Genomic DNA, 23,028 nt, shown 5'->3' with positions numbered 1-23,028 from the left:
CTGCCAAATTGGCAGGTTTTTTTATTTGGCCTTTAACCTTGATACATAGTCGTCCAATAGGGTAATGATAGAGAGATGAGATAGGAGGTTGCCAATTGTTAGACATTATCAGCGATATACACGGATGTTATAAAGAACTGATAGAACTAACCAAACGAATCGGATATTCATGGGAAAGTGGACTTCCCGTTCATCCTGACGGCAGAAAACTCGTCTTTCCTGGTGATATCACCGATCGAGGAAAAGAATCACTTGCTGTGATTAACGTAGTCTCACAACTCGTTAGCACCGGACAGGCTTACTATTGCCCTGGGAACCATTGCAATAAGCTTTATCGGTATTTTATCGGCCGAAACGTTCAGCAAACACATGGACTGGAGACAACGGTTGCTGAACTAAATGCTCTCCCAAATGATGAGAAAGAGGCTGTGAAAAGTCAATTTATCTCTCTTTATGAACATGCACCACTCTATTTATCCCTCGATGACGGGGAAATAATTGCTGCACATGCGGGAATTCCTAAGCATTATATCGGACAAGTTGGGAAAAAAGTAAAAACATTTGTCCTCTACGGCGACATTTCAGGAGAATCTCATCCGAACGGCATGCCTATTCGAAGAGACTGGGCTAAGCATTATAACGGAGAATCTCTTATTGTTTATGGGCACACTCCAGTGAAAGAACCAAGATGGGTGAATCATACAATAAACATTGACACAGGATGCGTGTTTGGAGGCAAACTGACTTCGCTTAGCTATCCCGAATTGAAAACAACTTCTGTCCAATCATCAATGCCTTATGTTCCTGAGAAATTCACTTCTTTCGAATGAGACAGAACATATCCTCTTCAAGCTCTGAAACAAACCGTAGTTTTTTTTCTAGGAAAGGATGATAGAACTCAAGCTTCGCACTATGTAACGCTTGTCTATTTATTAATGCATGCGTTCCACCATAGAGATCATCCCCTAAGAGCGGATGACCAAGATAAGACATATGAACTCTAATTTGATGGGTTCTCCCCGTTTTTAGCGATAATTCAAGAAGGGAGAATCCTTTATAATGATTTATTGTGCGGTAACTCGTTAATGCGTGTTGTCCATCAGGACGAACGGCCCTTTCAATGATACTCCCCTCTTTCCTCCCTATTGGCGCATCGATTTCACCTTCTCCTTTAACTTCTCCATGAACAAGTGCAACGTATTGTCGTTTCATCTCTTTGTTTTTCTGCTGTCTTGAAAGAAGGTCATGTGCATAGCGGTGCTTCGCAAATAAAACGAGTCCAGATGTATCTCGATCCAAACGATTAACCGCGTGGATCGTTCGATCTAGCTTATGCGTATGATAATAGTAGAGAACACCTTCTGCGAGTGATTCTTTTGAATGACGAGATGGAATCGTCGGTAGGCTTGCTGGCTTATTGATAAGTAAAAAGTGCTCATCCTCATAACAAATACGAAGTTCCATCTCTTTAGCTACCATCGTTTCGCTCACAGTTTCTTTTGGAAATAAGACTTCCACCGTATCGTCTTTCCTTAAGACAGCTCTAACGGTTTGATTGATGTTATTAACCGTAAGTTTTCCTCCATTGAATTTAATATCTGTTAACATACTTCTTGATAAATTCTTTTCCGTAAGAAGGAATTCCCTTAGCAGCATCCCTTCATCCTTCTCTTCTACGTTCCACGTCATTCTAACGCTCAAGCAAACTCACCTCGTGTATTATAAAATTTTTCATGATAGGCATTCTTTTGTAATAGAGCGAAAAAAACAGCACCGTTCAACTCATGAACAGTACTGCCTCGCTTTAATATACTTCATCGACAAATGATTCCTTTACTCTTTTCCAGAAAGGAAACGGTCTAAAACGCGCGAATCTTACTTTCTCTTCTGCTACTCGATATTGAATGGACTTTACATCTTGTTGCAATAAGAACAGATGGTCAATCGTAATTTGAAAGTCAGCATCGTTCACCGGTCGCAGAAGACACGTATGATGCTGCGGAAGCACAAGTGGAGATCCTACAGTACGAAAGACGCGATTGTTGATAGATGCCATTTCTGAAAGTTGAATGGAAGGAAGTGCAGGATGAATGATCGCCCCGCCCAACGCTTTATTATAGGCTGTACTACCAGATGGCGTTGAAATACAGAGACCGTCTCCTCTAAACGTTTCAAACAGATCACCTTTTATTTCAACATTCATCACTAAAGATCCCTCTACACTTTTGACTGTACATTCATTTAGCGCAAGATAGCGGTTCTCTTTGGAACTATTTAAATAGCGAACCGTTACTTCAAGCAATGGATATTCTACAATTTGAAAAGGAGTCCTTGCAATATGGATGACGAGCTTTTCGACTTCTTCAGGGGTCCAGTCCGCATAGAAACCTAAGTGTCCAGTATGAACACCTACAAAGGCTGTTTGATCCAGGCGATCTTGATAATGATGAAAAGCGTGTAGTAGTGTCCCATCACCGCCAACCGAAATGACAATATCCGGTTCTGCTTCATCATAGTCCAGATCGAAATCACGTAAATAATTTTTGATGCGCTGCTGAAGTTGATTGGAGGTTTGATCCCCTTTTGACTTTACCGCAAATTTCAATTTAGGCACCTCGTCTAGTTTAGTTTTCAGCTTTCTTTTTGTTCATTTTCTTTCTTTTGCATAAAGATTTTCTGAGCTTCCTTAATCTCACCGCGAATTTCAGACATTTCATCATCAAGTTTGGAAGCTGCTTCAGCGGCTCGTTGGAGGCGCTTTTTGACATCATCAGGTATTTTCTTATTGTATTTATAATTCAAAGAATGCTCAATTGTCGCCCAGAAATTCATAGCAAGTGTTCGAATTTGTATTTCAACGAGCAGCATTTGTTCTCCTTGAATCGTTTGAACTGGATACTGAACGACCACATGGTATGATCGATAGCCGCTTACTTTCTGATTCGTCACATAATCTCGTTCCTCAACGATATCAAAATCTTTTCTACCACGAAGGTGATGAATGACTTTATTAATATCTTCTACGAACTGACACATCACACGAACACCTGCAATATCATGCATTTCTTCCTGCAGTCTATTGAGCGGTATGTGTTTCGTTTTGGCTTTATCAAGAATACTTGAAATCGGCTTTACTCTCCCAGTAACAAATTCAACAGGTGAATGATCATCCGCCTTTTCAAATTGCTCTCGAATGCCTTTCAATTTCACTTTCAATTCATTTACTGCTTGTTTATACGGTGCTAAAAATTCTTCCCAATTTTTCATCCAACCACCACCAACGACGATATCTATTATGACGCTGTTAGGAATACTTTCTCAACAGCTTGATTCATCACTTCTCCATAATTCGAATTATCTTTAATATTCTCAACAAGATAGGAAAGTTCCTCTTTTAGGTCAGTAAGTTCTATAGATGTGTCATCCTCGGAAGTAACAACCACGTTCACGTCCTGATTGAGCACGTTTGCTAACATTGGCCATACTTCCTCTTGGAAACGAATATATGTATACCCTTCTCCCCCATCGAGTAAATACACAAATGACAAGGAGTCGGAATCCACTAACATATTTCCAGTAGCTGTATAGGAAGTAAGGTCCACTTTTTCATTCAGACCAAAGGTAAGTGTGTGATCTGATAATTCCCCTGTAATGATGTAGTATTGTTCTGGCACAAATACCTCTCCTTTCGTTATTTCCAAGTATGTATCACCTAATAGTTTATCACAATGCAGTGGGAGATTTCACCGTTGTTGTTCTGAATATAGACATATGCCATAATTCTTTTATATTCATCTAAATGGAGGGTTCACTTATGGCACAGGAAGTAGAAATCGAATTTAAAAATATGCTCACAAAAGAAGAGTATGCCTCTTTACTTGATTACTATAAATTAGAAGAGAACATTAAAACACAAACGAATGATTATTTTGATACAAAGAATTTTATGATTCGTGAAAAAGGAGCTGCGTTACGCATTAGAAACAAGAATGACAAATTCGTATTAACATTAAAGCAGCCTGCCGAGGAAGGACTGCTTGAGACACATCAAGCCGTATCGCAAGAAACCTTTGAAGAGATCAAGAAGGACGGCACACTTCCTGATGGAGAAGTAGCATCGCAGCTAAACGAACTAGGAATTCTATCTCCGCTCCGCCACTTAGGACGATTAACGACACATAGAGCTGAATACCAAACGACTCACGGACTGCTCGTCCTCGACCATAGTGAATACCTAGGGAGAGAAGATTTCGAACTTGAGTTTGAAGTCTCTGATTTCACGACAGGAGAGCGCGCCTTCACGTCCCTTCTTCATCAGCATCAAATTCCAAAGAGAAAGACAAATAATAAGATTCTTCGATTCTTCCTAGCATCCCAAGAACAGGCCTAAACGGTCCTGTTCTTTTTGTTTGGCAATGATTTCAAATCGGATTATTTGCTGTTACGTAGGGAGGTTGCTAAAATGAAATTGTAATTAAGTTCTACCTTCCAAAGGGGAAAATGAATATGAAACAAAACATGTATGATCATATCGGCGGTGCTCAGCTTGAACAGCTAGTGACTGCTTTTTATAATCGGGTTTCACAGCATCCCGAATTAAAACCTATTTTTCCAAATAATTTAACTGAAACAGCTAGAAAACAAACTCAATTCCTAACTCAATTTCTCGGAGGGCCGCCTCTATATTCCGAAGAACATGGGCACCCTATGTTAAGAGCGAGGCATCTCCCATTCGAGATAACACCCAAACGTGCGACAGCATGGCTTTCTTGCATGGAGTTAGCAATGGATGAGGTTGAACTAGACGAAGATTTACGAGAACATCTCCTAACAAGGTTAACGTTCACTGCTCATCATATGGTTAACTCGGGTGATCAGGAAGAGAAAGGAGAATCGAATTGACACCGAATGCTACTGGTTCCTATTGCGATTCTTACAATCCAAATGGACAATCCGATACAGCTTGCACGACTACATCTCAAAAAGGTAAACCTATCGAGATCTATTCATTTATTGATCCGCTTTGTCCTGACTGCTGGGGTCTCGAACCGATCATTAAGAAATTACACCTAGAATATGGACATACTTTCCGCATTAGACATCTAGTTGGCGGTAATATAAAATCATTTAACTCGTTTAAACGAAAAAATGAAGGCATCACAACACACGCTGATGTGGCTGAGCGTTGGGAACGTACAGCCAGTCGCTCTGGGATGTCCTGTGACGGTGATTTGTGGTATGAGGACCCTATGGATACCCCTTATATCGCATCAATTGCTATCAAGGCTGCAGAGCTTCAGGGAAAGCTTCCAGGATTTCGTTTCCTAAGGAAAATGAGAGAACTTCTTTTTATCCAAAAGCAAAACATGACAAAAGAAGAAAATCTTGTTCAAGCAGCAAAAGAAACCGGACTTGATGTGGAAGAATTCCAGAAAGATCTTCACTCACAAGCTGCTGTAAAAGCATTTCAATGTGACTTAAAGATCTCTTCAGAAATGGAAGTTAATGAGCTGCCTACCCTTGTTTTCTTCAATGAAAATATTGAAGAAGAAGGTCTTAAAATTACAGGACTTTATGAATATGATGTGTATGTTAGAATTCTGACAGAAATGCTTAAAACAAAACCAACGCCAGAGCCTCTTCCGTCGCTAGATGAATTCATGGAACGCTATCACTTTGTCGCAACAAAAGAAGTGGCGGTCGTTTACGACATGAGTTGCGACGAGGCAGATGCCGCTATGAAGAAGCTCGCCTTAAAGCAAAAGGTAGAGAAAGTGCCCGCGAAACATGGATGTTTCTGGCGCACTGTAAAAAGTTAAGATCGGGCTTCAAAAAAGGAATGAACCAGCATGGTTCATTCCTTTTTTGTTCTTACCATTCATTTACCTCTCTTCTTCCAAGTAAGTATAAGCTTCATCATTTCTCATAACTATAATACGAGGAGGGAAATTCATGACGCGTTTTTTCATCTTACTAGGTGCGGCACTCATCATCGTTAGCTTTGTCATGTTTATTATGGGATTATTAAGATTTATTCCTGTGCCTATTGGTGGAGCTCTTTTGTTTCTTTCTATTCTTTTTACCGTTAGCATGTACAATTCCAGAAACCAATTCAAAGGATTTAACCGCTAAAAAAAGCCTTCTCTAGTAGTAGAGAAGGCTTTTTAGCGGCTTAGCTTATGAAACCTATTCGTCTTCGAATAACAGATTCTCCATTTCGTTAAGAATGGATTCAAATACATCTAGTGCGTCACTGATTGGTTTAGAAGAAGTCATATCTACTCCGGCCTTTTTCAAGACTTCAATCGGATAATCTGAGCTTCCTGCTTTTAAGAAATCAATGTATCTTGAGACGGCTTCATCGCCTTCTTCAAGAATTTGATTTGAGAGGGATGCAGCTGCGCTAAATCCAGTCGCATATTGGAATACATAGTAATTGTAATAGAAATGAGGAATGCGCGCCCACTCAAGTGCAATTTCATCATCGATCACAAGATCGTCACCAAAATACGTTTTGTTAAGATCATAGTAGATCGAGGAAAGAAGATCTGGCGTCAACGGCTCACCATCTTGCGCTCTTTTGTGAATCGCATGCTCAAACTCAGCAAACATCGTTTGTCTAAATACGGTTCCTCTGAATCCTTCTAGATAGTGGTTTAATAAATAAAGCTTTTCCTTTTTGTCTGAAGTGTTTTCGAGCAAATAATGATTGAGTAACGATTCATTTGTTGTTGAAGCAACTTCAGCTACAAAAATGGAATAATTTGCGTACGGATAAGGTTGGTTTTCTCTTGTGTAATAACTATGAACCGAATGGCCGAACTCGTGAGCGAGCGTAAATAAATTATTCACGTTATCTTGCCAGTTCATTAGAATATATGGACGTGTTCCATACGTACCTGAAGAGTAAGCCCCACTTCTTTTACCTACGTTTTCTTGCACATCTACCCATCGGTTTGAGAAGCCTTCTTCTAAGATCTCTTTGTACTCTTCTCCTAGTGGAGATAATCCTTTGAGAATGTAATCTTTCGCTTCTTTATATGAAACCTCCATCTTCACTTCTGGTACAAGTGGTGTATAGAGATCATACATATGAATGTCCTCAAGACCAAGTGCTTTCTTTCGAAGGTTTACATAGCGATGCAATAGATCAAGGCGATTGTGCACTGTTTCCACAAGGTTGTCATAGACGTCTTCTGGAATGTTATTACTATCAAGTGCAGCTTGTCTTGCCGAATCATAATTACGCACGCTAGCATAATAATTGTCTTTCTTAACTGTTCCACTTAGTGTAGAAGCAAAAGTATTCTTGAATTTCCCATACGTTTCATAGACTGCCTTGAACGCATCTTTCCTTACACGACGGTCGCTACTCTCAAGAAAACGAATGTAGCGTCCGTGTGTAACTTCCACTTCTTCCCCATTCTCATCCTTAATCGTTGGAAACTTCATATCTGCATTATTTAACATGCCAAACGTGTTGCTTGAACTGTTCGTTACGTCGCTAACACCAGCCAGAATGGCTTCTTCTTCCTTAGATAGAACGTGCGGACGCTCTCGATTGATTTCATCTAATGCTTGCTCATAAAGTTTCAGTTCTTTCTTTTCGTTCAAATACTGTTTGATGGTTTCTTCGGGTACACTTAGAATTTCTGGTACAACAAAAGCGAGCTCACTACTCACCTGCGTCGCAAGATTAGCTGCACGATCATTAAGACCCTGGTAATGCGAGTTAGTTGTATCCTGATCATAGCGCATATGGGCATATGTATACAGCTTGCCAAGCTTAATTGTAATTTCATCTTGTTTTTGAAGGGCAGCAAAAAGCGTATTCGCAGAATCGGCTAACTTCCCTTTGTATTCTTCCATCTCTGGGAGAAGTGCTTTTATTTCTTTAAATTCCTCATCCCATTTTTGATCGTTTTCGTAAATGGCTTCAAGATCCCAAGTATCTTCTACTGGAATTTCGTCTCGTTTAGGTAGAGCGTTTACTTTTTTCTCTTCCATCATTAGTAGACACCTCCATCAAATAATTACCTCACATACATTATCGTACCATATTCCTCTTAGGATTCTTACAATTTCGCTCGACAAACGTTGCAGTTTCACACAAGTTTCCCGAGAATTTCATGATCTTTTTTAGTGCATCGCTCAACTTGCTTGTGAACCTCAGGTTGATAAAGCTTTTCATATCGTTCATTATCCCATTCTTTCAAAACTTTTAACCGAACTAATTGATCAATATACCCCTTTAGTGCCGCTGACACTCCTTCACCCTGTATCTTGTGAGGGCCATTTCTTACTTTGATAAGAGTAGCATCGATTACTTGTTGGAAGGCATTTATTAATGACTGCATAGAGAATGATTTATTTTGAGGGATTAAAGAAAGATAGCAAATAATAATCCACGTTTGCCATAAATAAGAAGGGGTTTCAATCCAGTAGTTTTGTGAAGATGGGATTCCAGCTTCAGAGGGGAAAAATCGAATAGACTTTCCGCTAAGATAGAGTCGTTTACGTAAGAAGTAATAAATGAATGATTTTTCACCATGGGGATTTTGACGCCAAATTTGTTTTTGCTTAAACCATATGGGCGCGGATTCATGATTAGTAAAAGGAGTATGGGACTTAAATAAATCAAAATAAGAAGTAGTTGAAGCGCTGTGATAAGTGGTTGTACAGATGAATTTTGTAGGGGTTAAGCTATAGTGGATGGTTAGGTTCGCGAAGGTACATTCTTCTGGGCAATAATAATAAATAGAAGGAGAACCTCTATGGTGGGATGCTGCTGCCCAGTCCATAGCTGAAAGGGTGTGGATGAGGGAATATAGTCGCTTGAGACGCTTTGCTCCAAGAATCCACGTCACATGAATGTTTGAAGCGTTATAATCAAATGATCGTTTCGTAAGTAGGCTCGCTTCTATTGAGGCGCATTGAAATTCAATCGCCGTACGAGATGAGGGGAGAAATAAATCGGGGCGTTGATTAGAGGCAATTAACACATGTTCTAATTGCACATCCTGGTGATCTTCTCTAAGCCAATCATAAAGCTGTTGTTTTCCGGTTAGGTGGTAATTAGATTCTCGCTCCCATTCCATTTCACAAGGCGGGGACCCTTGATGAGCAAAATGCCATATCTTCTTTTCACCTAGCTTCATCACAACCCGCTCACGGCACCCAGGACAATAATAGTGTGTAGAACGTCTCAATTGCCGTAGCTCATCAAGGCTGAAGCAACGATCAGCAAGATTGAGTAACGATCCATTTGTAGTTGAAGCAGTTAACATCACAACACCTCTCTTTTATTCGTTCCTAACAATAATTCTCTTTCTAGAGAAACATCCCTCTACAGTTTCTATATTTATTTGAATGAGATAACCGGCTTGACCACATGGCCAAGGCTGTTTTTTTATGGCCCCTTCAAGAAATGGAGAAATAAAAAAAGCCGATTTCCATAGAAATCGGCCTCACCTTATAAGAGTGGGAAGTGTCCGCGGAGTTGTTCAAGAGCCTGCTCAGAGAGAATCTCCTTACCGTATTCATGAATGCGGTGAATGGTCAGGTCTGTTTCATATCCGTATTCCAACAGCTGACTCAATCGGTTGTCCTGATCTTCTTCTATCAATGTTTCGTCGAAGACAACATGGAGATAATAACGGTCCTCATAATGATACAATCCATTTTCGACTCCAGTTGAATCAAATCCGTGTGACAATGAAATCACATCTTCAAAGTCTCTAAATCCGATCATAAAGGAAAGCTCTTCACCTTCTAGCGGCTCAGGCTCGTCTTCTGGATCTAAATTGTTCTGAAGCGCAAATTTATCATCAAGAATTTTATCCATATTTTCATCGAGCGGAAGATCAAGCTGCTTATCCTCTGACATCGGAAGTTCAAGTTTGGACCCGTCGTTTGACATTTGTGCACGTGTCACAATGATTTCAAGACCCTTTTCAAGTGCTTGAACTTGTATCCAGAGTGGACCCTCAAGTGAAAACTGTTCCCTTTGATGTGCTTCGTCCATCATTTCCCAGAACAATTCTTCTCCTCTTTCTCTGTCGTACCAAATTTCTTCTCGATCGAACCCTCTATTTTCAATATCTCTATACGTAATAAAGAATTTTAAAGTATTCGCATTGACGCGTTCGATTTCCATGTGCACTCTCTCCCTCCTGTTTAGTTAACCGGAAGGCTATTCCCTCTGGGATACTCCTAATTTTCTCTTTCCCTTAAGTGGCTTGAGTTTAACCACTTTTTCTCTTGTAATACCATTCTATGATAAACCATCAAAGAATGGAAATAAAAAATCGTTTGATTTTTTCACTCATATTAAACCATATACACGATATATTTATTTATGTGTATAGCTTGCCCTAAAGTGCTCCTGTCATATGATTAAAAATTCGCTATTCGGGAGTGGATTCCTTGCTTACCTTAGAAACCATGACTCAGATTCTGTTTATTATCGGTATTGATATCGTCCTAGGTGGTGACAACGCAGTTGTAATCGCCCTCGCGTGTCGTAATCTCCCCGATTCTCATCGCAACAAAGCTATCATGATGGGAACAGCCATTGCTGTTGGACTTAGAATAGCACTAACCATTGTCGCTGTCTATTTATTGATGCTCCCTTTCTTATTAATTGTTGGTAGCCTCTTTCTTCTCTACATTTCCTTCAAGTTGGTAATCGATAGCGAAAGTAATGAAACGGTCCAATCCACCTTTTCGTTTTGGGGAGCCATTCGAACCATCGTCATAGCAGATCTCATTATGGGGCTCGATAATGTACTAGCGATCGCTGGTGCATCCGAGGGGAAACTGCCGCTTGTCGTTTTTGGATTATTCATCTCTATCCCTATTATCGTATGGGGGAGTCGAATGATCATGCATGCCCTTGATCATTTTCCTGTATTAATTTATATTGGTGCAGGCATTTTAGCTTTTACCTCTGCAAGGATGTTAACAAGCGCAGCAGAATTAAAAACCTTCTTTTATACATACCCTTCCATGGAAGTGGCCACCGAGATTATTTTTCTTCTCGTTGTGATTGTTGGAGGATGGTTAGTAAAGAAGGTGAAAGGAAACATTCTTTACATTCATTAAGAGCCACAAAAAAACTTCTACAGGAGATCCTGTAGAAGTTTTTATTAGGTAGCTATGTTAATGAACATTTAACTCGAATGAATTGAAACCGAGGATCATTACTACAAGCTAATTAGTTAACGAGACGCTGTGCCTCTTGAAGTTGAAAAGTACGAACCTTGCGAGGTAGGAAACGACGAATTTCATCTTCGTTATAACCAACCTGGAGTCTTTTTTCATCCAAAATGATTGGACGGCGAAGCAATCCTGGATGCTCGCTAATTAGCTCAAACAATTCCTGTAAAGAAACCGTATCAAGATTTAAGTTCAATTCCTGGAAAGTTTTTGAGCGAGTTGATATAATTTCATCTGTTCCGTCTTCAGTCATACGTAAAATTTCTTTCACTTCTTCAATAGTAAGAGGTTCAGAAAAAATATTACGTTCTGTAAACGGAATATCGTGCTCCTGCAACCACGCCTTCGCTTTTCGACAAGATGTGCAGCTTGGTGATGTATAGAGTGTTACCATAAGGAATTGCTCCTTTCTATAAGTAAACGTCAAATCTACATTAGAAAAATTATCTTTTCACAATTTGTATTATACTACAATTCTTATCAAATAAATAGAGGATGACAAAAATTACATAAAAGCTATACAATAACTATACAAATAATTTAATGTTAAGTCTAACTCCTATATACCCCTTCTTTACTCTCCCAAACCTTTATTGTTTAAAAATGTTTGAATTTTATCTGAAAAAAGTTTCCTTCACATGATACGATTCGTAAGAGATACACTAATTCTGAGGTGAATAATATGAAAAAGGCTCTGTTTCTTGTAAGTATGCTCGTCTTTGCAAGCGCTTGTACGACACAGGAAATTACAAATGAAGAAACTTCAAATGAACCGATTCCAGTTGAAGTCGCTACTGCTCAGCAAAAAAACATTTCGAATGAACTTGAATTAGCCGGACAAGCTACTCCTGGAGTGACGATCCCGCTCGCTGCCCCTTCCCCGCTCGAGGTAAAAGAAATTAACGTGACTGTTGGGAGCACTGTGGAAAAAGGTGATCTCATTGCTTCTCTCGACGATTCTACAGCGAGAGAAAATGTCAACCAGCTAACGAATGCGGTCAATGAGCTTGAAAAAGCCGTTAGCCAGGCTCAAGAATTGTCTGGACAAGCAGAAAAAAGTGCTCAAGAGTTAAAGAATCTTCAATCTGAATTAAATGCGTCACTCGAACGATCTAAGCAGCTACTTAATGAACTTGATTCAGAAGAAGTGACAGCTGCTGATGTTTTAAAGGAAAGTCTTGAAGTAACCATAAAGCAGGCACAATTATCCCAAGCTGCAGCCCAGGTTCCTTCAATGTCAGCAGGTAATGTGACACAGCTTGAAACACAGTTGTCCGAAACGAAAGCTAGCCTTAACCAGGCAAGGGACGTTCTAAATGCAACTACAATTGAATCACCTATAAATGGGATCGTTTCTCAAATCAATGCTGAAGAAAATGCTGCAGCAGTGCCAAGCACCCCGCTTGCGGTCGTCGTTAATTTAAATCCGATTAAAGCTGCCTTTCAAGTAAATAGCTTTCAAATTACACAGTTACAAAAAGATCAGGAAGTGAAGATCACTTTTGACGGTGTCGATGGTTCTTTTGATGGGAAGTTAAAAGCGACCCCACCTACAGCAAATGAACAAACGGGTTCATTTCTAATTGAGATTCCAATTGAAAACAAAGATTTGAAAATCAAAGGTGGTATGAAAGCAACTGCGACCATACAAACAGATGTCATAGAGAACGCTGTAACTGTCCCTAAGGATGCAATTATCTATGGTGATGATGAAACGTATGTTTACGCACCACAAGGAAAGAAAGTGAAACAAGTTAACGTCGAGCTCGGAGCAGAGACTGATGAAAGCATCCAAATTACAAACGGTCTCTCAAAAGGTGATAAAGTCATCACTAAAGGTAAAGATCGTTTAAACGAAGCATCTGAAATCCAGGTACAGAAGTGAGTTGAACACACATGAATATTGCTAAGCTTTCCGTCTTTCGTCCAATTGCTATGGGGATGGTGATTATTTTCATCCTCATTATCGGAACAGTATCACTACGTAACATGCCAGTTGATCTGTTTCCTGATCTAACTTTCCCTGTGGCAGCCGTAACGGTTACATATGATGGTGCTGGTCCTGAAGAAGTTGAGAACTTACTAGCCTCCCCTCTTGAGAACGTGATGGGAACCCTACCGAATGTCGAAAGTATATCGTCCGTCTCACAAAATGGTGGTGCACTGATCCTCGTTTCATTCGAATGGGGAACAGATATGGATTTTGCTACGTTAAATATGAGGGAACAAATTGATGCAGTTAGAGACTCTCTCCCTTCTGAAGTACCAATTCCTAAAGTATTGCGTTTTAATCCAAGTGATATTCCTATCATGCAACTTGGAGTGGCTGGATCGGAGGAAGATCTTACTGCAGTAAAAAAAGTAATTGAAGATCAAATTAAACCTTCACTTGACTCAGTACCAGGGGTTGCAGCTGTTACGATTGAAGGTCAGCTAGAGAAGGAGATTAGATTAACTGCTGATCCAGATAAATTAAGTCAATATGGCGTCACCCTTACAAACTTACAGCAGCTCATTGGATCAGAAAATCTTAACTTACCAAGCGGATCTATTGAAACAGAGAATAAAAACCTGCCTCTTCGCGTAACAGGAGAGTTTAAATCCGTTGATGATTTGAAAAACTTATCCGTTCCAACACAGAATGGTACCGTCAAGCTTAATCAGCTCGTTGAAATCGAAGAAATGATGAAACCTGCCGTTCAAGAAAGTTTCTTAAATGGTGAGCCGGCGATTGGTTTTTCAATCCAAAAGCAATCTGGAGCAAACACCGTTCAAGTAGTGAAGCAAATTAATGAGAAGCTTGAAGAAATTCAGCCTTCCCTACCAGAAAGCATGGAAATTAAAACCGTATTCGACCAGGCGAAATTTATTAATCAGTCAATCCGTGCTGTTGTATGGAATATTATTATTGGAAGTCTTTTAGCTGCTGCCGTTCTATATCTGTTCTTACGCAATATTCGCAGTACGCTAATTATTGGTTTATCCATACCTATTTCTATCGTAGGTGCATTTATTTTAATGTATTTCTCAGGTCAAACCATCAACCTCCTAACACTAGGCGGCCTCGCGCTCGGAGTTGGAATGATGGTAGACAACTCTATTGTTATTCTAGAAAACATTTACCGACTAAGGCAGGAAGGTAAATCACTTAAAGAAGCGGCAGTAGATGGTACGAAAGAAGTTGGTAGTGCAATCATTGCATCTACACTCACTACAGTTGTCGTTTTCTTACCAATTGTGTTTGTTACTGGGCTCGCTGCCCAGCTCTTTAAACCATTAGCGCTTGCTGTTACCTTCTCACTATTAGCGTCACTATTTACAGCACTTATTATTGTGCCATTGTTATCATCTCTTCTGATGAACCGAAACGAATCGAAATCGATTTTTCAACTTAAATTTGATCGGGTTAATAATTGGTATCGTCGAGTATTAGATAAAACACTGTCTCATCCTAAAAAAACAATCGGCTTTACCGTTCTGCTCCTTGCTATTTCAGCAGCTGGAACGCCTTTTATTGGGACAGAATTCCTTCCTGCACAGGATCAGAGCTTTGTGAATATATCAGCGAACCTTCCTGCAGGAAGCTCTCTTGACGCCACTGAAACCGTCACAGAGGAAATTGATAACGTCTTAAAGTCGATTCCTGAAGTTGATCTATCCTATTTAACAGCTGGAGGAACCGACAACTTTAGTGTTGGAGCTGGCAGTCAAACGAACCGGGCTAGCTACAGCGTTCTGCTCGTTCCAATCAATGAGCGAGATCAATCTGACTTAGAAGTAGCTGAAGATATACGAAAGAAGCTTAAAGGTATACCGAACGCCGATATTTCTGTATCTGCCAGTGATTCTGGATTTAGCGCTGATCCTATTTCAATTAACATCATCGGACCTGAGCTTGATGTTTTGAAAGAACTTTCGGATGATGTGATGGAGAGCTTATCAGAAGTCGATGGGGTAAGAGAACCAACTTCGAGTATCGAATCCAATAATCCAGAAGTTCAAATTCTAATCGATCGTGAGAAGGCTGCGAGCTATGGAATAGGTAGCTCACAAATTTCAACAACGATTTCTAATGCCACAAAAGGACTTGTAGCAAGCAATCTTGCAAGAGATGGCAATCAATTAGATATTCGCTTAGCAGTTGAAGATAAATATACAGATTCCCTTGATTCTCTATCTAGCCTATTAATCGAGACTCAAACTGGGGAAAAAATCCCCCTTTCTGCTGTTGCCGAAATTAAACGGGGTCTTGGTCCGTCGGAAATTACACGTTCGGATCGATTAAGACAAGTAGAAGTAACAGCGAGTCTATTGGGTCGAGATCTTGGAACGGTAACAGATGAAATTCGCGAAAAACTAGTCAAAGACGTTCCGCTCCCTGGTAATTCATATAAAATTACTTTTGGTGGACAAGATGAACAAATGAATGATGCTTTCTTTAAATTGTCAGGCGCTCTTGCTCTTGCCATTGTTCTTGTTTATATGGTTATGGCAGGACAGTTTGAATCGTTTCTCTATCCATTTATCATTATGTTCTCTGTTCCGCTTACAGCAATCGGGATTATATTTGGCCTACTTATTTCCTTCCAGCCTCTTGGAGTAGGTTCGCTCGTTGGTATGCTCATTTTAACGGGAATTGTAGTCAATAATGCGATTGTTCTCGTTGATTATATTAATAAGCTTCGTGAAACAGGGATGGGAACTCGTGAAGCGATTTTAGAAGCAGGACCCATTCGCTTAAGACCGATTTTAATGACAGCTTTAACGACGATTCTAGGTCTAGTTCCTTTATCATTCGGGTTTGGTGAAGGTACAGAAATTCAGCAACCGATGGCCATCGTCATCGTATTCGGATTGAGTGTAGCAACGTTTATAACATTAGTATTTATTCCTGTTGTTTATTACTTGATTGATCTACGTCGTCAGCAACGATTGGATAAAAAATTAGAAACAAATGAATAGAAAAAACCGAAAGCCAGCTGAGGCTTTCGGTTTTTTGTTACGTTCTTTAAGCTGATGTTCTCGTATTTGAGGCGGGCTCTTTCGAAGACTGCGGTTTCCAGGTTTTCCAACGTCGTTTCAATAAATCCTTCAACCATTCGCGCTTCTTTTGCTTTTTCTTCTCACGATTCTTCATAAGAAGGTTCCCTCCTGATCGAAAACAATACTCTTACTCTTCAATGAGTTCCTTATCTTCTTTAAGACTCAGTACTTCCTCAACAGGCTGATAAGACTCACCATACAACTGCATATCTTTGTAAGTATGAATCTCCTGATACGTATGCTTCATCGCTTCGTAAATTTCTTTCTCACCAGCTTCGTTTGGAGACCAGAAAAGAATTTCCATTTCATTGATCTCGTTTGTAGCAAGAGATCTTCTTCGGTAGCCAATTGACTTCGCGTGTTTAAATCCTTCTCTCAAATAAAAGCGCTGTCTTTTTTCAGTATCCGTTTCATCATAATCAACAGGCTCTACCTCGAGGATAATTGGCTTATTCTTTCCTTTAAGTTCTTCAATTAATTTCTTTCCTAGCCCCTGACCTCTGGCATCCTTGGAAACGAAAATATAATCCACGAATATGAAATCAGGAAGATCGGCATACATTAGAACATGGTGCGGTCCCTCGTCCTTATTGTAAATGTCACCTTTTTCTTCAAGCAGTAAGTCCATATGCTCTTTTGATTTCATCTCTTCAATGGGGAAATATTGCTTCAGCTTCTCATACCAGTTCATTGATCTACTCCCTTTTAAATTAATTCGTCACTAATAGTATAACACATTTATCCAGTAAAATAGTGCTAAGCTAGATAAGGCAGTAGTTATTTTCCCCTCTTCTCAGTTATGTAAACATACTGTACACTAATATCAAACATGCTAAGGAGGAATGAAATGAACTTTTTTGCTGAGTTTATCATGCTCGCTATTCTACTCATTAGCTTCACAGCATTTATTGCTATCTTCTTAAATGCATCAGGCCGTTTCCTTTTTTCTAAACAAAAATCCTCCTTCCAACACCCTTTAGAAGATAGTCAGAAAAACTGGAGGAACTTAACGAAAGATTCATTCTAAACTAGCGCATTGAGCGTTAGCGGGAAGGGAATCGTATATAGAGAAAAAGGATTGCCTTCAGAGGCAATCCTTTTCTTTACGTATCACGGTGTATAGTCGACATTCTTTGTATAACTATTGCTTGCGTCCCAAAGTAGATATTCATTAATACCGTTATCTTTCAAGGCTTTAATTTGAGCTTCTACTTCCGCCTTTCCGTAATTCAAGTAATTCCCACTGCCAAGATAACTTGCAGTGAAATCCTGAATCCATGGACGACTTGTAGGAGCATCATCCAACTTGCCTAATACTTCATTCTCTACTTTTGCATACTCATTTATTAAGTTATACGGTTCCAGATCAGGCTTTGAAATTCCAAAATAGGATCCCCAGTGACTTGGATAAATCATAGATGAAATAACATCAACGTTACTAGAAATTTTAGAGAAATTCTGCCCGATACCAGGCGCTTCAGGAATCGTTGCTGAATAACCAAAAATATCAACCGATACATCAACATCATACTGCTCAAGTTTTGAATTCGCATATGCTACAAAGTCCGTTACAGCCTCAACACGTTTTTGAACATTGTCCATATCCATATCAGCATATTTGCCCATCGAATATTCTAATGTGTCTTCACGTGTTTCAAATCCTTCTGGGAAACGGACGTAATCAAATTGAATTTCTTTGAAGCCCATTTTAGCTGCTTCTATCGCAATTTCAACATTGTAATCCCATACCTCTTCCTTAAATGGGTTTACGAATGCTTCTCCACGTCCGTTTTTCCAGATAGAGCCACCTTCTTTGTATGAAAGCTCTGGTCTTGCTTCTGCAAGCACTGTATCTTTAAATACAACTACTCGCGCGATTGGATAGATCTCGTTTTTCTCCATCTCTTCTAAAACCTTGCGAGGATCTTTCATATAAGGTTTGCCAATCTCATACTCTGCTAATGGAGAATCCTTCTTTGGTTCATATGTAAGATTTCCAAAATCATCTTTAATATCGATGACCATTGCATTTAAGTCTGTTGAGTTCACAAATTTTGTGAGCTTGCTGAATCGACTTCCACCTGCAGAATTTCCTGTTACGTAAATACCTCGAACTGCATCAGGATATTCGAAATCAAGACCAGAATCATAAACGAATCTTGGTAGTCGATCTGGTAACGTTAGTTCTTTTTTTTCTGTCTCAATCCCTTTAAGATTTGTCGCTGATAATGCTTCATCTGCTTGTACCGATTGCCCAAAAGCAGAAAAAAGCAAAACTGTCGCGAGCAGGCCTTTCAACCCCACATTAAAAATACGCACAGCTTCTCTCCCCTTTATTAGTTTGCCTCCTCTATTATAAGATGAATAAACGCTCTTTGAAAGAACTTCCAGTAAAATTTCTCATGTCTTTTTCGTGAACGATATAAATTGCTTTATTTTTTATCAAATGGTATGATATTTAGAAAAATAAATTTAGATTGGTGAGGAGGCCATAACCATGAGAAACGTAACACTAACTGATATCTATCAACTACCATTTGCACGAAAGTATCTAAAACGCGCTGGATTGGCTCATGCGATTACTGTGGCCAAACACGCTTATCATTTCGCGAGTGAACATGATGTCAATCCTGATCTTGCTACTAAAGCAGCATTACTTCATGATATAGGTCACTATACATGGTACCGAAATGGAAAATGGGATTATAACTTATATAAACAAAATGATATTCATGCGATCAAAGGGGCTGAGCGTGCTCACAAAATGCTGATACGTCTTGGTGAAAATCCAGTTTCAGCAAAGGAAATTGCCGTCGCCATCCTATTCCACACGGATTCCTACTTTATGGGAACTGTAAACCGTAATGCTCTTCAAGAAGTAGTGGCAATGGCTGATGAAGCGGACGAAGAACCTGGTGGTAATCACCACTATAAAGTTATCTCTGAAGAAGAAGCGAGAAATGAGCTCGCTGCACTCGATCACTTGATTGAACAGAGCTTGAACAATCAAAAGGAGTGGCAGCAAAGTGTTTAAGAACCACTATAGCTCAGGAAAGGGATCTCGATATGTAAATCCTTTCCATCCCTTTCCCTTATCTCCCCTTCCCACTTCTTTACAAAAGTCATTCCGTACTCACTATTAGGCACACTCATCATAATCCTCTGCTTTTTCTGCTTATAAGCCAATTGAACGATAAATTCGTACAAACCCCACCTCTTCTTTTCATTGCCTTTATAAAAAAATTCCACAGCCTCAACATACTCTTCAAATGTTTCAATCCACACATATCCTACGTTTTGTTCTTTTTCTTCAAATAAGTATACGATAGAATGAGAAGAAGGCTGTAACTGTAACCTTGCCCTATTTTCTGATCTAATCGACTCGAGCGTTTCTTCATCAAACTCTGAATTGTAAGTGTAAAAAATCATATGGATCCTCCTCTATTTTGCTTTGTATGATTTCACAAAAGGCATCTCAGTAAAACGAACAAAGTAACTACAGCTTTTCTGAAAGGAGAGTTTATGATCACATTAAAAATTAGTTTGCTTATTTCTACTTTTATTCTGTGCGGACTTATTTTAGTAGACTATTCGCTTCCCGTTGACTTATCCCTTTATGTAAAAGGATTTCTGATTGTTCCAATTCTACTCTACATAGGTTATCTAGTCATAAAATTTCGTCATAAAAAGCACTAAAAAAGGACCTCATTTCAGTTAAAATGAGGTCCTAACCTTTTAAACTGTTACTTGGTACTTTTGGTACTCTTCTTCAGTACAAGCGATCCAGTGTCCTTCCACTACTTCACGAAGAACTCGTTCTTCTCCATTTTCAGGAAGGTGCTTATCTGGGTCATAAACTTTACGTTTTCTAGAGCGCTCATACTCTGGATCCGGAAGTGGAATCGCAGATAGAAGAGACTGCGTATAGGGATGTAGTGGGTTTCGATAAAGCTCTTCACTTTCAGCAAGCTCAACGATTTGGCCACGATACATAACACCAATACGATCACTAATGTATTTCACCATAGAAAGGTCATGCGCAATAAACAAATACGTTAAGCCTTTTTCTCTTTGAAGTTTCTTCATCAAGTTAACAACCTGTGCTTGAATCGAAACGTCTAGAGCAGAAATAGGTTCATCCGCAATAATAAATTCTGGATCAACCGCAAGAGCACGAGCGATTCCGATACGCTGTCTTTGCCCGCCACTAAATTCGTGAGGGTAGCGGTTTGCATGTTCTTTGTTCAATCCTACTGTTTCAAGAAGTTCAACCACTTTGTCCATACGAGCTTTCTTAGACGTTGCAAGACCGTGAATATCAATGCCTTCAGCAATAATATCAGAAACGGTCATTCTCGGATTCAATGAAGCGTATGGATCTTGGAAGATCATCTGCATCTTTTGATTAAATTTCTTAAGATCTTTCGCAGATTTCTTGCCGTGCACATCTTCTCCATTAAATCGAACTTCACCGTCAGTTGCGTCGTATAGTCGAATAATAGTACGTCCAGTTGTGGATTTTCCACAACCAGACTCTCCAACTAGACCGAACGTCTCGCCTTTATAAATATCAAAAGTTAAGCCATCAACAGCTTTTACTGTGCTTTTACCTACTTTAAAATGCTGCTTTAAGTTTTTAATTTCTAGAAGTTTTTCTTGACTAGACATTCTTACCACCATCTTTCGCGCCAATGATCGGCTCACTTGGAGCCATTCCCTGCATACGTTTTTTAATTGCTGCAGGCGGTTCTACTTTAGGTGCTTTCTCGTGCAATAGCCACGTTGCAGCATAATGCGTATCTGAGATCTTAAACAAAGGCGGCTCCATTTCTGTATCAATCTTCATTGCGTATGGATTACGCGGAGCAAATGCGTCACCTTTAGGTGGATCAAGTAAATCTGGCGGTGACCCTGGAATAGCAATAAGCTCTTCATCCGTTGAGTCTAGGCTTGGCATGGAACCAAGAAGTCCCCAAGTGTAAGGATGCTGAGGGTTGTAGAATATTTCATCTACCGTTCCAGTTTCAACAATTTTACCTGCATACATAACCGCTACGCGATCTGCGATATTAGCTACAACCCCAAGATCGTGAGTAATAAAGATAATCGACGTACCCATTTTTTCTTGTAGATCATTTAGTAGCTCAAGAATCTGAGCCTGAATTGTAACATCCAGAGCTGTGGTCGGCTCATCTGCAATAAGAACACGAGGGTTACAGGCAAGAGCAATGGCAATAACTACACGCTGTCTCATACCACCTGAAAATTGGTGTGGAAATTCATTTACTCTTCCCTCTGCATTCGGAATACCAACAAGTTTCAAAAGCTCAATCGCACGTTCCTTCGCTTCTGATTTACTCATATTTTGGTGCTTCACTAGACCTTCCATGATTTGCTTCCCGATAGTCATGGTCGGGTTAAGTGAAGTCATTGGATCTTGGAAAATCATTGAGATTTCAGATCCACGAATTTTTTGCATTTCCTTTTCGGAAAGCTGAGCTAAGTCACGATCACCGAACTTAATCTCACCTTCTTTGATACGTCCTGGTGGGTTTGGAATCAAACGCATAACCGCTTTTGATGTAACGGATTTCCCTGATCCAGACTCACCAACAATTGCTAATGTTTCACCTTTATTTAAATGGAAGTTTACTCCACGAACGGCTTGTACTTCTCCAGCAAACGTATCAAAGGAGACGTGCAAATCATTCACTTCTAGAATCTTTTCCATTCTAATCCCCCCTATTTACGTAGCTTTGGATCAAATGCATCTCGAAGGCCGTCACCAAGAAGGTTAAAGGCAATCATAATCAATGAAATGATAATTGATGGCCATAGCACAAGATGCGGATAAATTTGTAGACTCTTAAATCCATTGTTAATGATAGAACCAAGTGAAGCTTCCGGCGGTCGTAGTCCAAGACCGATAAAGCTTAGGAACGCTTCGAAGAAAATTGCACTTGGAATTGTAAACATCGTTGTAATGATAATTTGTCCTAGTACGTTTGGAATTAAATGTTTCCCAATTACTCGTCCGCTTGTAGCTCCCAATGTACGAGAAGCAAGAACGAACTCTTGGGTTTTAAGTTTTAAAACCTGGCCTCGAACAATACGCGACATTCCTATCCACCCTGTCACCGAAAGTGCGAGGATAATTGAGAATATTCCAGGCTCAAATATTAAAATAAATAGAATAATTAATATTAGATTTGGAATACCTACTAAAACTTCAATAATACGCTGAAGAATGTTATCAACTCGGCCACCATAATAGGCAGAAATACCACCATAAGCGACACCAATTACAAAATCAATAAAGGCTGCTGCTGCAGCAATAAATAGGGAAATTCGCGTTCCTTGCCAAACACGCGTCCACTGATCTCGGCCGAATTCATCCGTACCGAACCAGAAGTATTCGTCTTCATAGCCTTTAGCTTCATACTGATCTGTTCCGCGGATATCAACTCCGTTAACTCCTAGAAAATCAATATTTTCTAGCACAGGAACTTTTGCAGGAAGCTTAGCTCTTGTTAATTCCTGTTCAGAATATGAGTGTTCATTCATTCCAGGTCCGAAAATTGCCAATAGAATAATGGCAACGATAATAATGAGTCCAGTAATAGCCCCTGGATTCTTTTTTAATCTTCTCCATGCATCTTTCCAGAACCCTGTACTTTCACGTGCTATTTGTTCATTTTCAGAAGAATCAATTTTAGCGGGTTGAAACATGTCGTCTGAGATATCATGTAGCTTTTCTTGTTTCATACT

25 protein-coding genes are annotated in these 23,028 nt (G+C 39.7%); 10 read left to right on the top strand and 15 right to left on the bottom strand.

The features are described 5' to 3' along the window. The first annotated feature begins 95 nt into the window (after positions 1-95). Positions 96-830 carry a bis(5'-nucleosyl)-tetraphosphatase PrpE gene (gene prpE / locus IQ283_RS16555; RefSeq protein ID WP_194221211.1) on the top strand — a complete coding sequence of 245 codons (735 nt, stop codon included), beginning with the start codon at positions 96-98 and terminating at the stop codon, positions 828-830. Here the strand turns inward: prpE and IQ283_RS16550 are convergent. The 4 genes from IQ283_RS16550 to IQ283_RS16535 all read right to left on the bottom strand — a co-directional run bounded on the left by IQ283_RS16550 (position 814) and on the right by IQ283_RS16535 (position 3,701). Continuing rightward, on the bottom strand, positions 814-1,689 hold the full coding sequence (locus IQ283_RS16550; RefSeq protein ID WP_194222278.1) for an RluA family pseudouridine synthase: 876 nt from the start codon (positions 1,687-1,689) through the stop codon (positions 814-816). The genes prpE and IQ283_RS16550 overlap by 17 nt on opposite strands. A gap of 115 nt (positions 1,690-1,804) precedes the next feature. Further along, positions 1,805-2,605 (bottom strand): NAD kinase, encoded by an 801-nt coding sequence (locus IQ283_RS16545; protein ID WP_194222277.1) that lies wholly within the window; start codon positions 2,603-2,605, stop codon positions 1,805-1,807. Between the two features lie 26 nt (positions 2,606-2,631). Further along, positions 2,632-3,267 (bottom strand): GTP pyrophosphokinase, encoded by a 636-nt coding sequence (locus tag IQ283_RS16540; protein WP_194221210.1) that lies wholly within the window; start codon positions 3,265-3,267, stop codon positions 2,632-2,634. A 26-nt stretch (positions 3,268-3,293) separates the two neighbouring features. Beyond that, a complete protein-coding gene (locus IQ283_RS16535) occupies positions 3,294-3,701 on the bottom strand; it encodes a hypothetical protein (RefSeq protein WP_194221209.1) in 408 nt (135 codons plus the stop codon). 113 nt (positions 3,702-3,814) lie between these two features. On the opposite strand from IQ283_RS16535, the gene IQ283_RS16530 reads away from it, so the two are divergent. The 4 genes from IQ283_RS16530 (at position 3,815) to IQ283_RS16515 (ending at position 6,132) form a co-directional block, all read left to right on the top strand. Further along, on the top strand, positions 3,815-4,390 hold the full coding sequence (locus IQ283_RS16530) for a CYTH domain-containing protein (protein ID WP_194221208.1): 576 nt from the start codon (positions 3,815-3,817) through the stop codon (positions 4,388-4,390). A gap of 110 nt (positions 4,391-4,500) precedes the next feature. Then, positions 4,501-4,902 (top strand): globin, encoded by a 402-nt coding sequence (locus IQ283_RS16525; RefSeq protein WP_408962606.1) that lies wholly within the window; start codon positions 4,501-4,503, stop codon positions 4,900-4,902. Positions 4,903-4,994: 92 nt separating this feature from the next. Continuing rightward, positions 4,995-5,819 (top strand): ClpXP adapter SpxH family protein, encoded by an 825-nt coding sequence (locus IQ283_RS16520; protein ID WP_242057424.1) that lies wholly within the window; start codon positions 4,995-4,997, stop codon positions 5,817-5,819. A 133-nt stretch (positions 5,820-5,952) separates the two neighbouring features. Then, positions 5,953-6,132 (top strand): hypothetical protein, encoded by a 180-nt coding sequence (locus tag IQ283_RS16515; protein ID WP_194221205.1) that lies wholly within the window; start codon positions 5,953-5,955, stop codon positions 6,130-6,132. 54 nt (positions 6,133-6,186) lie between these two features. Here the strand turns inward: IQ283_RS16515 and pepF are convergent, their stop codons facing one another. The 3 genes from pepF to mecA form a co-directional block, all read right to left on the bottom strand. After that, a complete protein-coding gene (pepF, locus tag IQ283_RS16510) occupies positions 6,187-8,010 on the bottom strand; it encodes an oligoendopeptidase F (protein WP_194221204.1) in 1,824 nt (607 codons plus the stop codon). Between the two features lie 95 nt (positions 8,011-8,105). Further along, the gene (locus tag IQ283_RS16505; RefSeq protein WP_194221203.1) at positions 8,106-9,287 is read right to left on the bottom strand and encodes a competence protein CoiA; all 1,182 of its coding nucleotides are present in this window, start codon (positions 9,285-9,287) and stop codon (positions 8,106-8,108) included. 185 nt (positions 9,288-9,472) lie between these two features. Beyond that, positions 9,473-10,156: an adaptor protein MecA gene (gene mecA / locus IQ283_RS16500; protein WP_194222276.1), complete on the bottom strand. Its 684-nt coding sequence runs from the start codon at positions 10,154-10,156 to the stop codon at positions 9,473-9,475. Between the two features lie 269 nt (positions 10,157-10,425). On the opposite strand from mecA, the gene IQ283_RS16495 reads away from it, so the two are divergent. Further along, positions 10,426-11,103, top strand: coding sequence for a TerC family protein (locus IQ283_RS16495; RefSeq protein WP_242057369.1), 678 nt, complete (start codon positions 10,426-10,428; stop codon positions 11,101-11,103). A gap of 112 nt (positions 11,104-11,215) precedes the next feature. Here the strand turns inward: IQ283_RS16495 and spxA are convergent, their stop codons facing one another. After that, positions 11,216-11,611, bottom strand: coding sequence for a transcriptional regulator SpxA (spxA, locus tag IQ283_RS16490; protein WP_098443134.1), 396 nt, complete (start codon positions 11,609-11,611; stop codon positions 11,216-11,218). Positions 11,612-11,899: 288 nt separating this feature from the next. Between spxA and IQ283_RS16485 the strand changes: the two genes are divergently transcribed. Beyond that, positions 11,900-13,102, top strand: coding sequence for an efflux RND transporter periplasmic adaptor subunit (locus IQ283_RS16485; RefSeq protein ID WP_194221201.1), 1,203 nt, complete (start codon positions 11,900-11,902; stop codon positions 13,100-13,102). Positions 13,103-13,113: 11 nt separating this feature from the next. Further along, positions 13,114-16,179 (top strand): efflux RND transporter permease subunit, encoded by a 3,066-nt coding sequence (locus IQ283_RS16480; protein WP_194221200.1) that lies wholly within the window; start codon positions 13,114-13,116, stop codon positions 16,177-16,179. A 46-nt stretch (positions 16,180-16,225) separates the two neighbouring features. Here IQ283_RS16480 and IQ283_RS24315 read toward each other — a convergent pair whose 3' ends face one another. Then, on the bottom strand, positions 16,226-16,354 hold the full coding sequence (locus IQ283_RS24315; RefSeq protein ID WP_255462008.1) for a hypothetical protein: 129 nt from the start codon (positions 16,352-16,354) through the stop codon (positions 16,226-16,228). Between the two features lie 33 nt (positions 16,355-16,387). Continuing rightward, a complete protein-coding gene (locus IQ283_RS16475) occupies positions 16,388-16,951 on the bottom strand; it encodes a GNAT family N-acetyltransferase (RefSeq protein ID WP_194221199.1) in 564 nt (187 codons plus the stop codon). A 156-nt stretch (positions 16,952-17,107) separates the two neighbouring features. Between IQ283_RS16475 and IQ283_RS16470 the strand changes: the two genes are divergently transcribed. Next, positions 17,108-17,287, top strand: a complete 180-nt coding sequence (locus IQ283_RS16470; protein ID WP_194221198.1) for a hypothetical protein — start codon at positions 17,108-17,110, stop codon at positions 17,285-17,287. A gap of 83 nt (positions 17,288-17,370) precedes the next feature. On the opposite strand, the gene IQ283_RS16465 is transcribed toward IQ283_RS16470, so the two are convergent. Beyond that, a complete protein-coding gene (locus tag IQ283_RS16465) occupies positions 17,371-18,579 on the bottom strand; it encodes a putative glycoside hydrolase (RefSeq protein WP_194221197.1) in 1,209 nt (402 codons plus the stop codon). 178 nt (positions 18,580-18,757) lie between these two features. Here IQ283_RS16465 and IQ283_RS16460 point away from each other — a divergent pair, with 178 nt between their 5' ends. Beyond that, positions 18,758-19,294: an HD domain-containing protein gene (locus IQ283_RS16460; RefSeq protein ID WP_194221196.1), complete on the top strand. Its 537-nt coding sequence runs from the start codon at positions 18,758-18,760 to the stop codon at positions 19,292-19,294. Here IQ283_RS16460 and IQ283_RS16455 read toward each other — a convergent pair. From IQ283_RS16455 to opp3C, 4 genes are all read right to left on the bottom strand, one after another. Next, positions 19,291-19,689, bottom strand: coding sequence for a hypothetical protein (locus tag IQ283_RS16455; protein ID WP_194221195.1), 399 nt, complete (start codon positions 19,687-19,689; stop codon positions 19,291-19,293). The genes IQ283_RS16460 and IQ283_RS16455 overlap by 4 nt on opposite strands. Positions 19,690-19,995: 306 nt before the next feature. Beyond that, the gene (locus IQ283_RS16450; protein ID WP_194221194.1) at positions 19,996-20,928 is read right to left on the bottom strand and encodes an ABC transporter ATP-binding protein; all 933 of its coding nucleotides are present in this window, start codon (positions 20,926-20,928) and stop codon (positions 19,996-19,998) included. Next, positions 20,921-21,991 (bottom strand): ABC transporter ATP-binding protein, encoded by a 1,071-nt coding sequence (locus IQ283_RS16445; protein ID WP_194221193.1) that lies wholly within the window; start codon positions 21,989-21,991, stop codon positions 20,921-20,923. The genes IQ283_RS16450 and IQ283_RS16445 overlap by 8 nt, the downstream gene beginning before the upstream one ends. 11 nt (positions 21,992-22,002) lie before the next feature. Next, positions 22,003-23,025, bottom strand: a complete 1,023-nt coding sequence (gene opp3C, locus IQ283_RS16440; protein WP_194222275.1) for an oligopeptide ABC transporter permease — start codon at positions 23,023-23,025, stop codon at positions 22,003-22,005. Positions 23,026-23,028: the final 3 nt, after the last annotated feature.

It is taken from the genome of Pseudalkalibacillus hwajinpoensis (genome assembly GCF_015234585.1).
GTDB classification, from domain to species: domain Bacteria; phylum Bacillota; class Bacilli; order Bacillales; family Guptibacillaceae; genus Guptibacillus; species Guptibacillus hwajinpoensis_B.
The sequence above is the reverse complement of the archived record's forward strand: the minus strand, read 5'-3'. Positions and strand labels throughout refer to the sequence as shown.

Excerpts from the sequence above, each read along its gene's own strand:
- IQ283_RS16550 (WP_194222278.1), bottom strand. The coding sequence starts at position 1,689 with ATGACGTGGAACGTAGAAGAGAAGGATGAAGGGATGCTGCTAAGGGAA.
- IQ283_RS16540 (WP_194221210.1), bottom strand. The coding sequence starts at position 3,267 with ATGAAAAATTGGGAAGAATTTTTAGCACCGTATAAACAAGCAGTAAAT.
- IQ283_RS16530 (WP_194221208.1), top strand. The coding sequence starts at position 3,815 with ATGGCACAGGAAGTAGAAATCGAATTTAAAAATATGCTCACAAAAGAA.
- IQ283_RS16525 (WP_408962606.1), top strand. The coding sequence starts at position 4,501 with ATGAATATGAAACAAAACATGTATGATCATATCGGCGGTGCTCAGCTT.
- IQ283_RS16515 (WP_194221205.1), top strand. The coding sequence starts at position 5,953 with ATGACGCGTTTTTTCATCTTACTAGGTGCGGCACTCATCATCGTTAGC.
- pepF (WP_194221204.1), bottom strand. The coding sequence starts at position 8,010 with ATGATGGAAGAGAAAAAAGTAAACGCTCTACCTAAACGAGACGAAATT.
- IQ283_RS16505 (WP_194221203.1), bottom strand. The coding sequence starts at position 9,287 with ATGTTAACTGCTTCAACTACAAATGGATCGTTACTCAATCTTGCTGAT.
- mecA (WP_194222276.1), bottom strand. The coding sequence starts at position 10,156 with ATGGAAATCGAACGCGTCAATGCGAATACTTTAAAATTCTTTATTACG.
- spxA (WP_098443134.1), bottom strand. The coding sequence starts at position 11,611 with ATGGTAACACTCTATACATCACCAAGCTGCACATCTTGTCGAAAAGCG.
- IQ283_RS16485 (WP_194221201.1), top strand. The coding sequence starts at position 11,900 with ATGAAAAAGGCTCTGTTTCTTGTAAGTATGCTCGTCTTTGCAAGCGCT.
- IQ283_RS16480 (WP_194221200.1), top strand. The coding sequence starts at position 13,114 with ATGAATATTGCTAAGCTTTCCGTCTTTCGTCCAATTGCTATGGGGATG.
- IQ283_RS24315 (WP_255462008.1), bottom strand. The coding sequence starts at position 16,354 with ATGAAGAATCGTGAGAAGAAAAAGCAAAAGAAGCGCGAATGGTTGAAG.
- IQ283_RS16475 (WP_194221199.1), bottom strand. The coding sequence starts at position 16,951 with ATGAACTGGTATGAGAAGCTGAAGCAATATTTCCCCATTGAAGAGATG.
- IQ283_RS16470 (WP_194221198.1), top strand. The coding sequence starts at position 17,108 with ATGAACTTTTTTGCTGAGTTTATCATGCTCGCTATTCTACTCATTAGC.
- IQ283_RS16460 (WP_194221196.1), top strand. The coding sequence starts at position 18,758 with ATGAGAAACGTAACACTAACTGATATCTATCAACTACCATTTGCACGA.
- IQ283_RS16455 (WP_194221195.1), bottom strand. The coding sequence starts at position 19,689 with ATGATTTTTTACACTTACAATTCAGAGTTTGATGAAGAAACGCTCGAG.
- IQ283_RS16450 (WP_194221194.1), bottom strand. The coding sequence starts at position 20,928 with ATGTCTAGTCAAGAAAAACTTCTAGAAATTAAAAACTTAAAGCAGCAT.
- IQ283_RS16445 (WP_194221193.1), bottom strand. The coding sequence starts at position 21,991 with ATGGAAAAGATTCTAGAAGTGAATGATTTGCACGTCTCCTTTGATACG.
- opp3C (WP_194222275.1), bottom strand. The coding sequence starts at position 23,025 with ATGAAACAAGAAAAGCTACATGATATCTCAGACGACATGTTTCAACCC.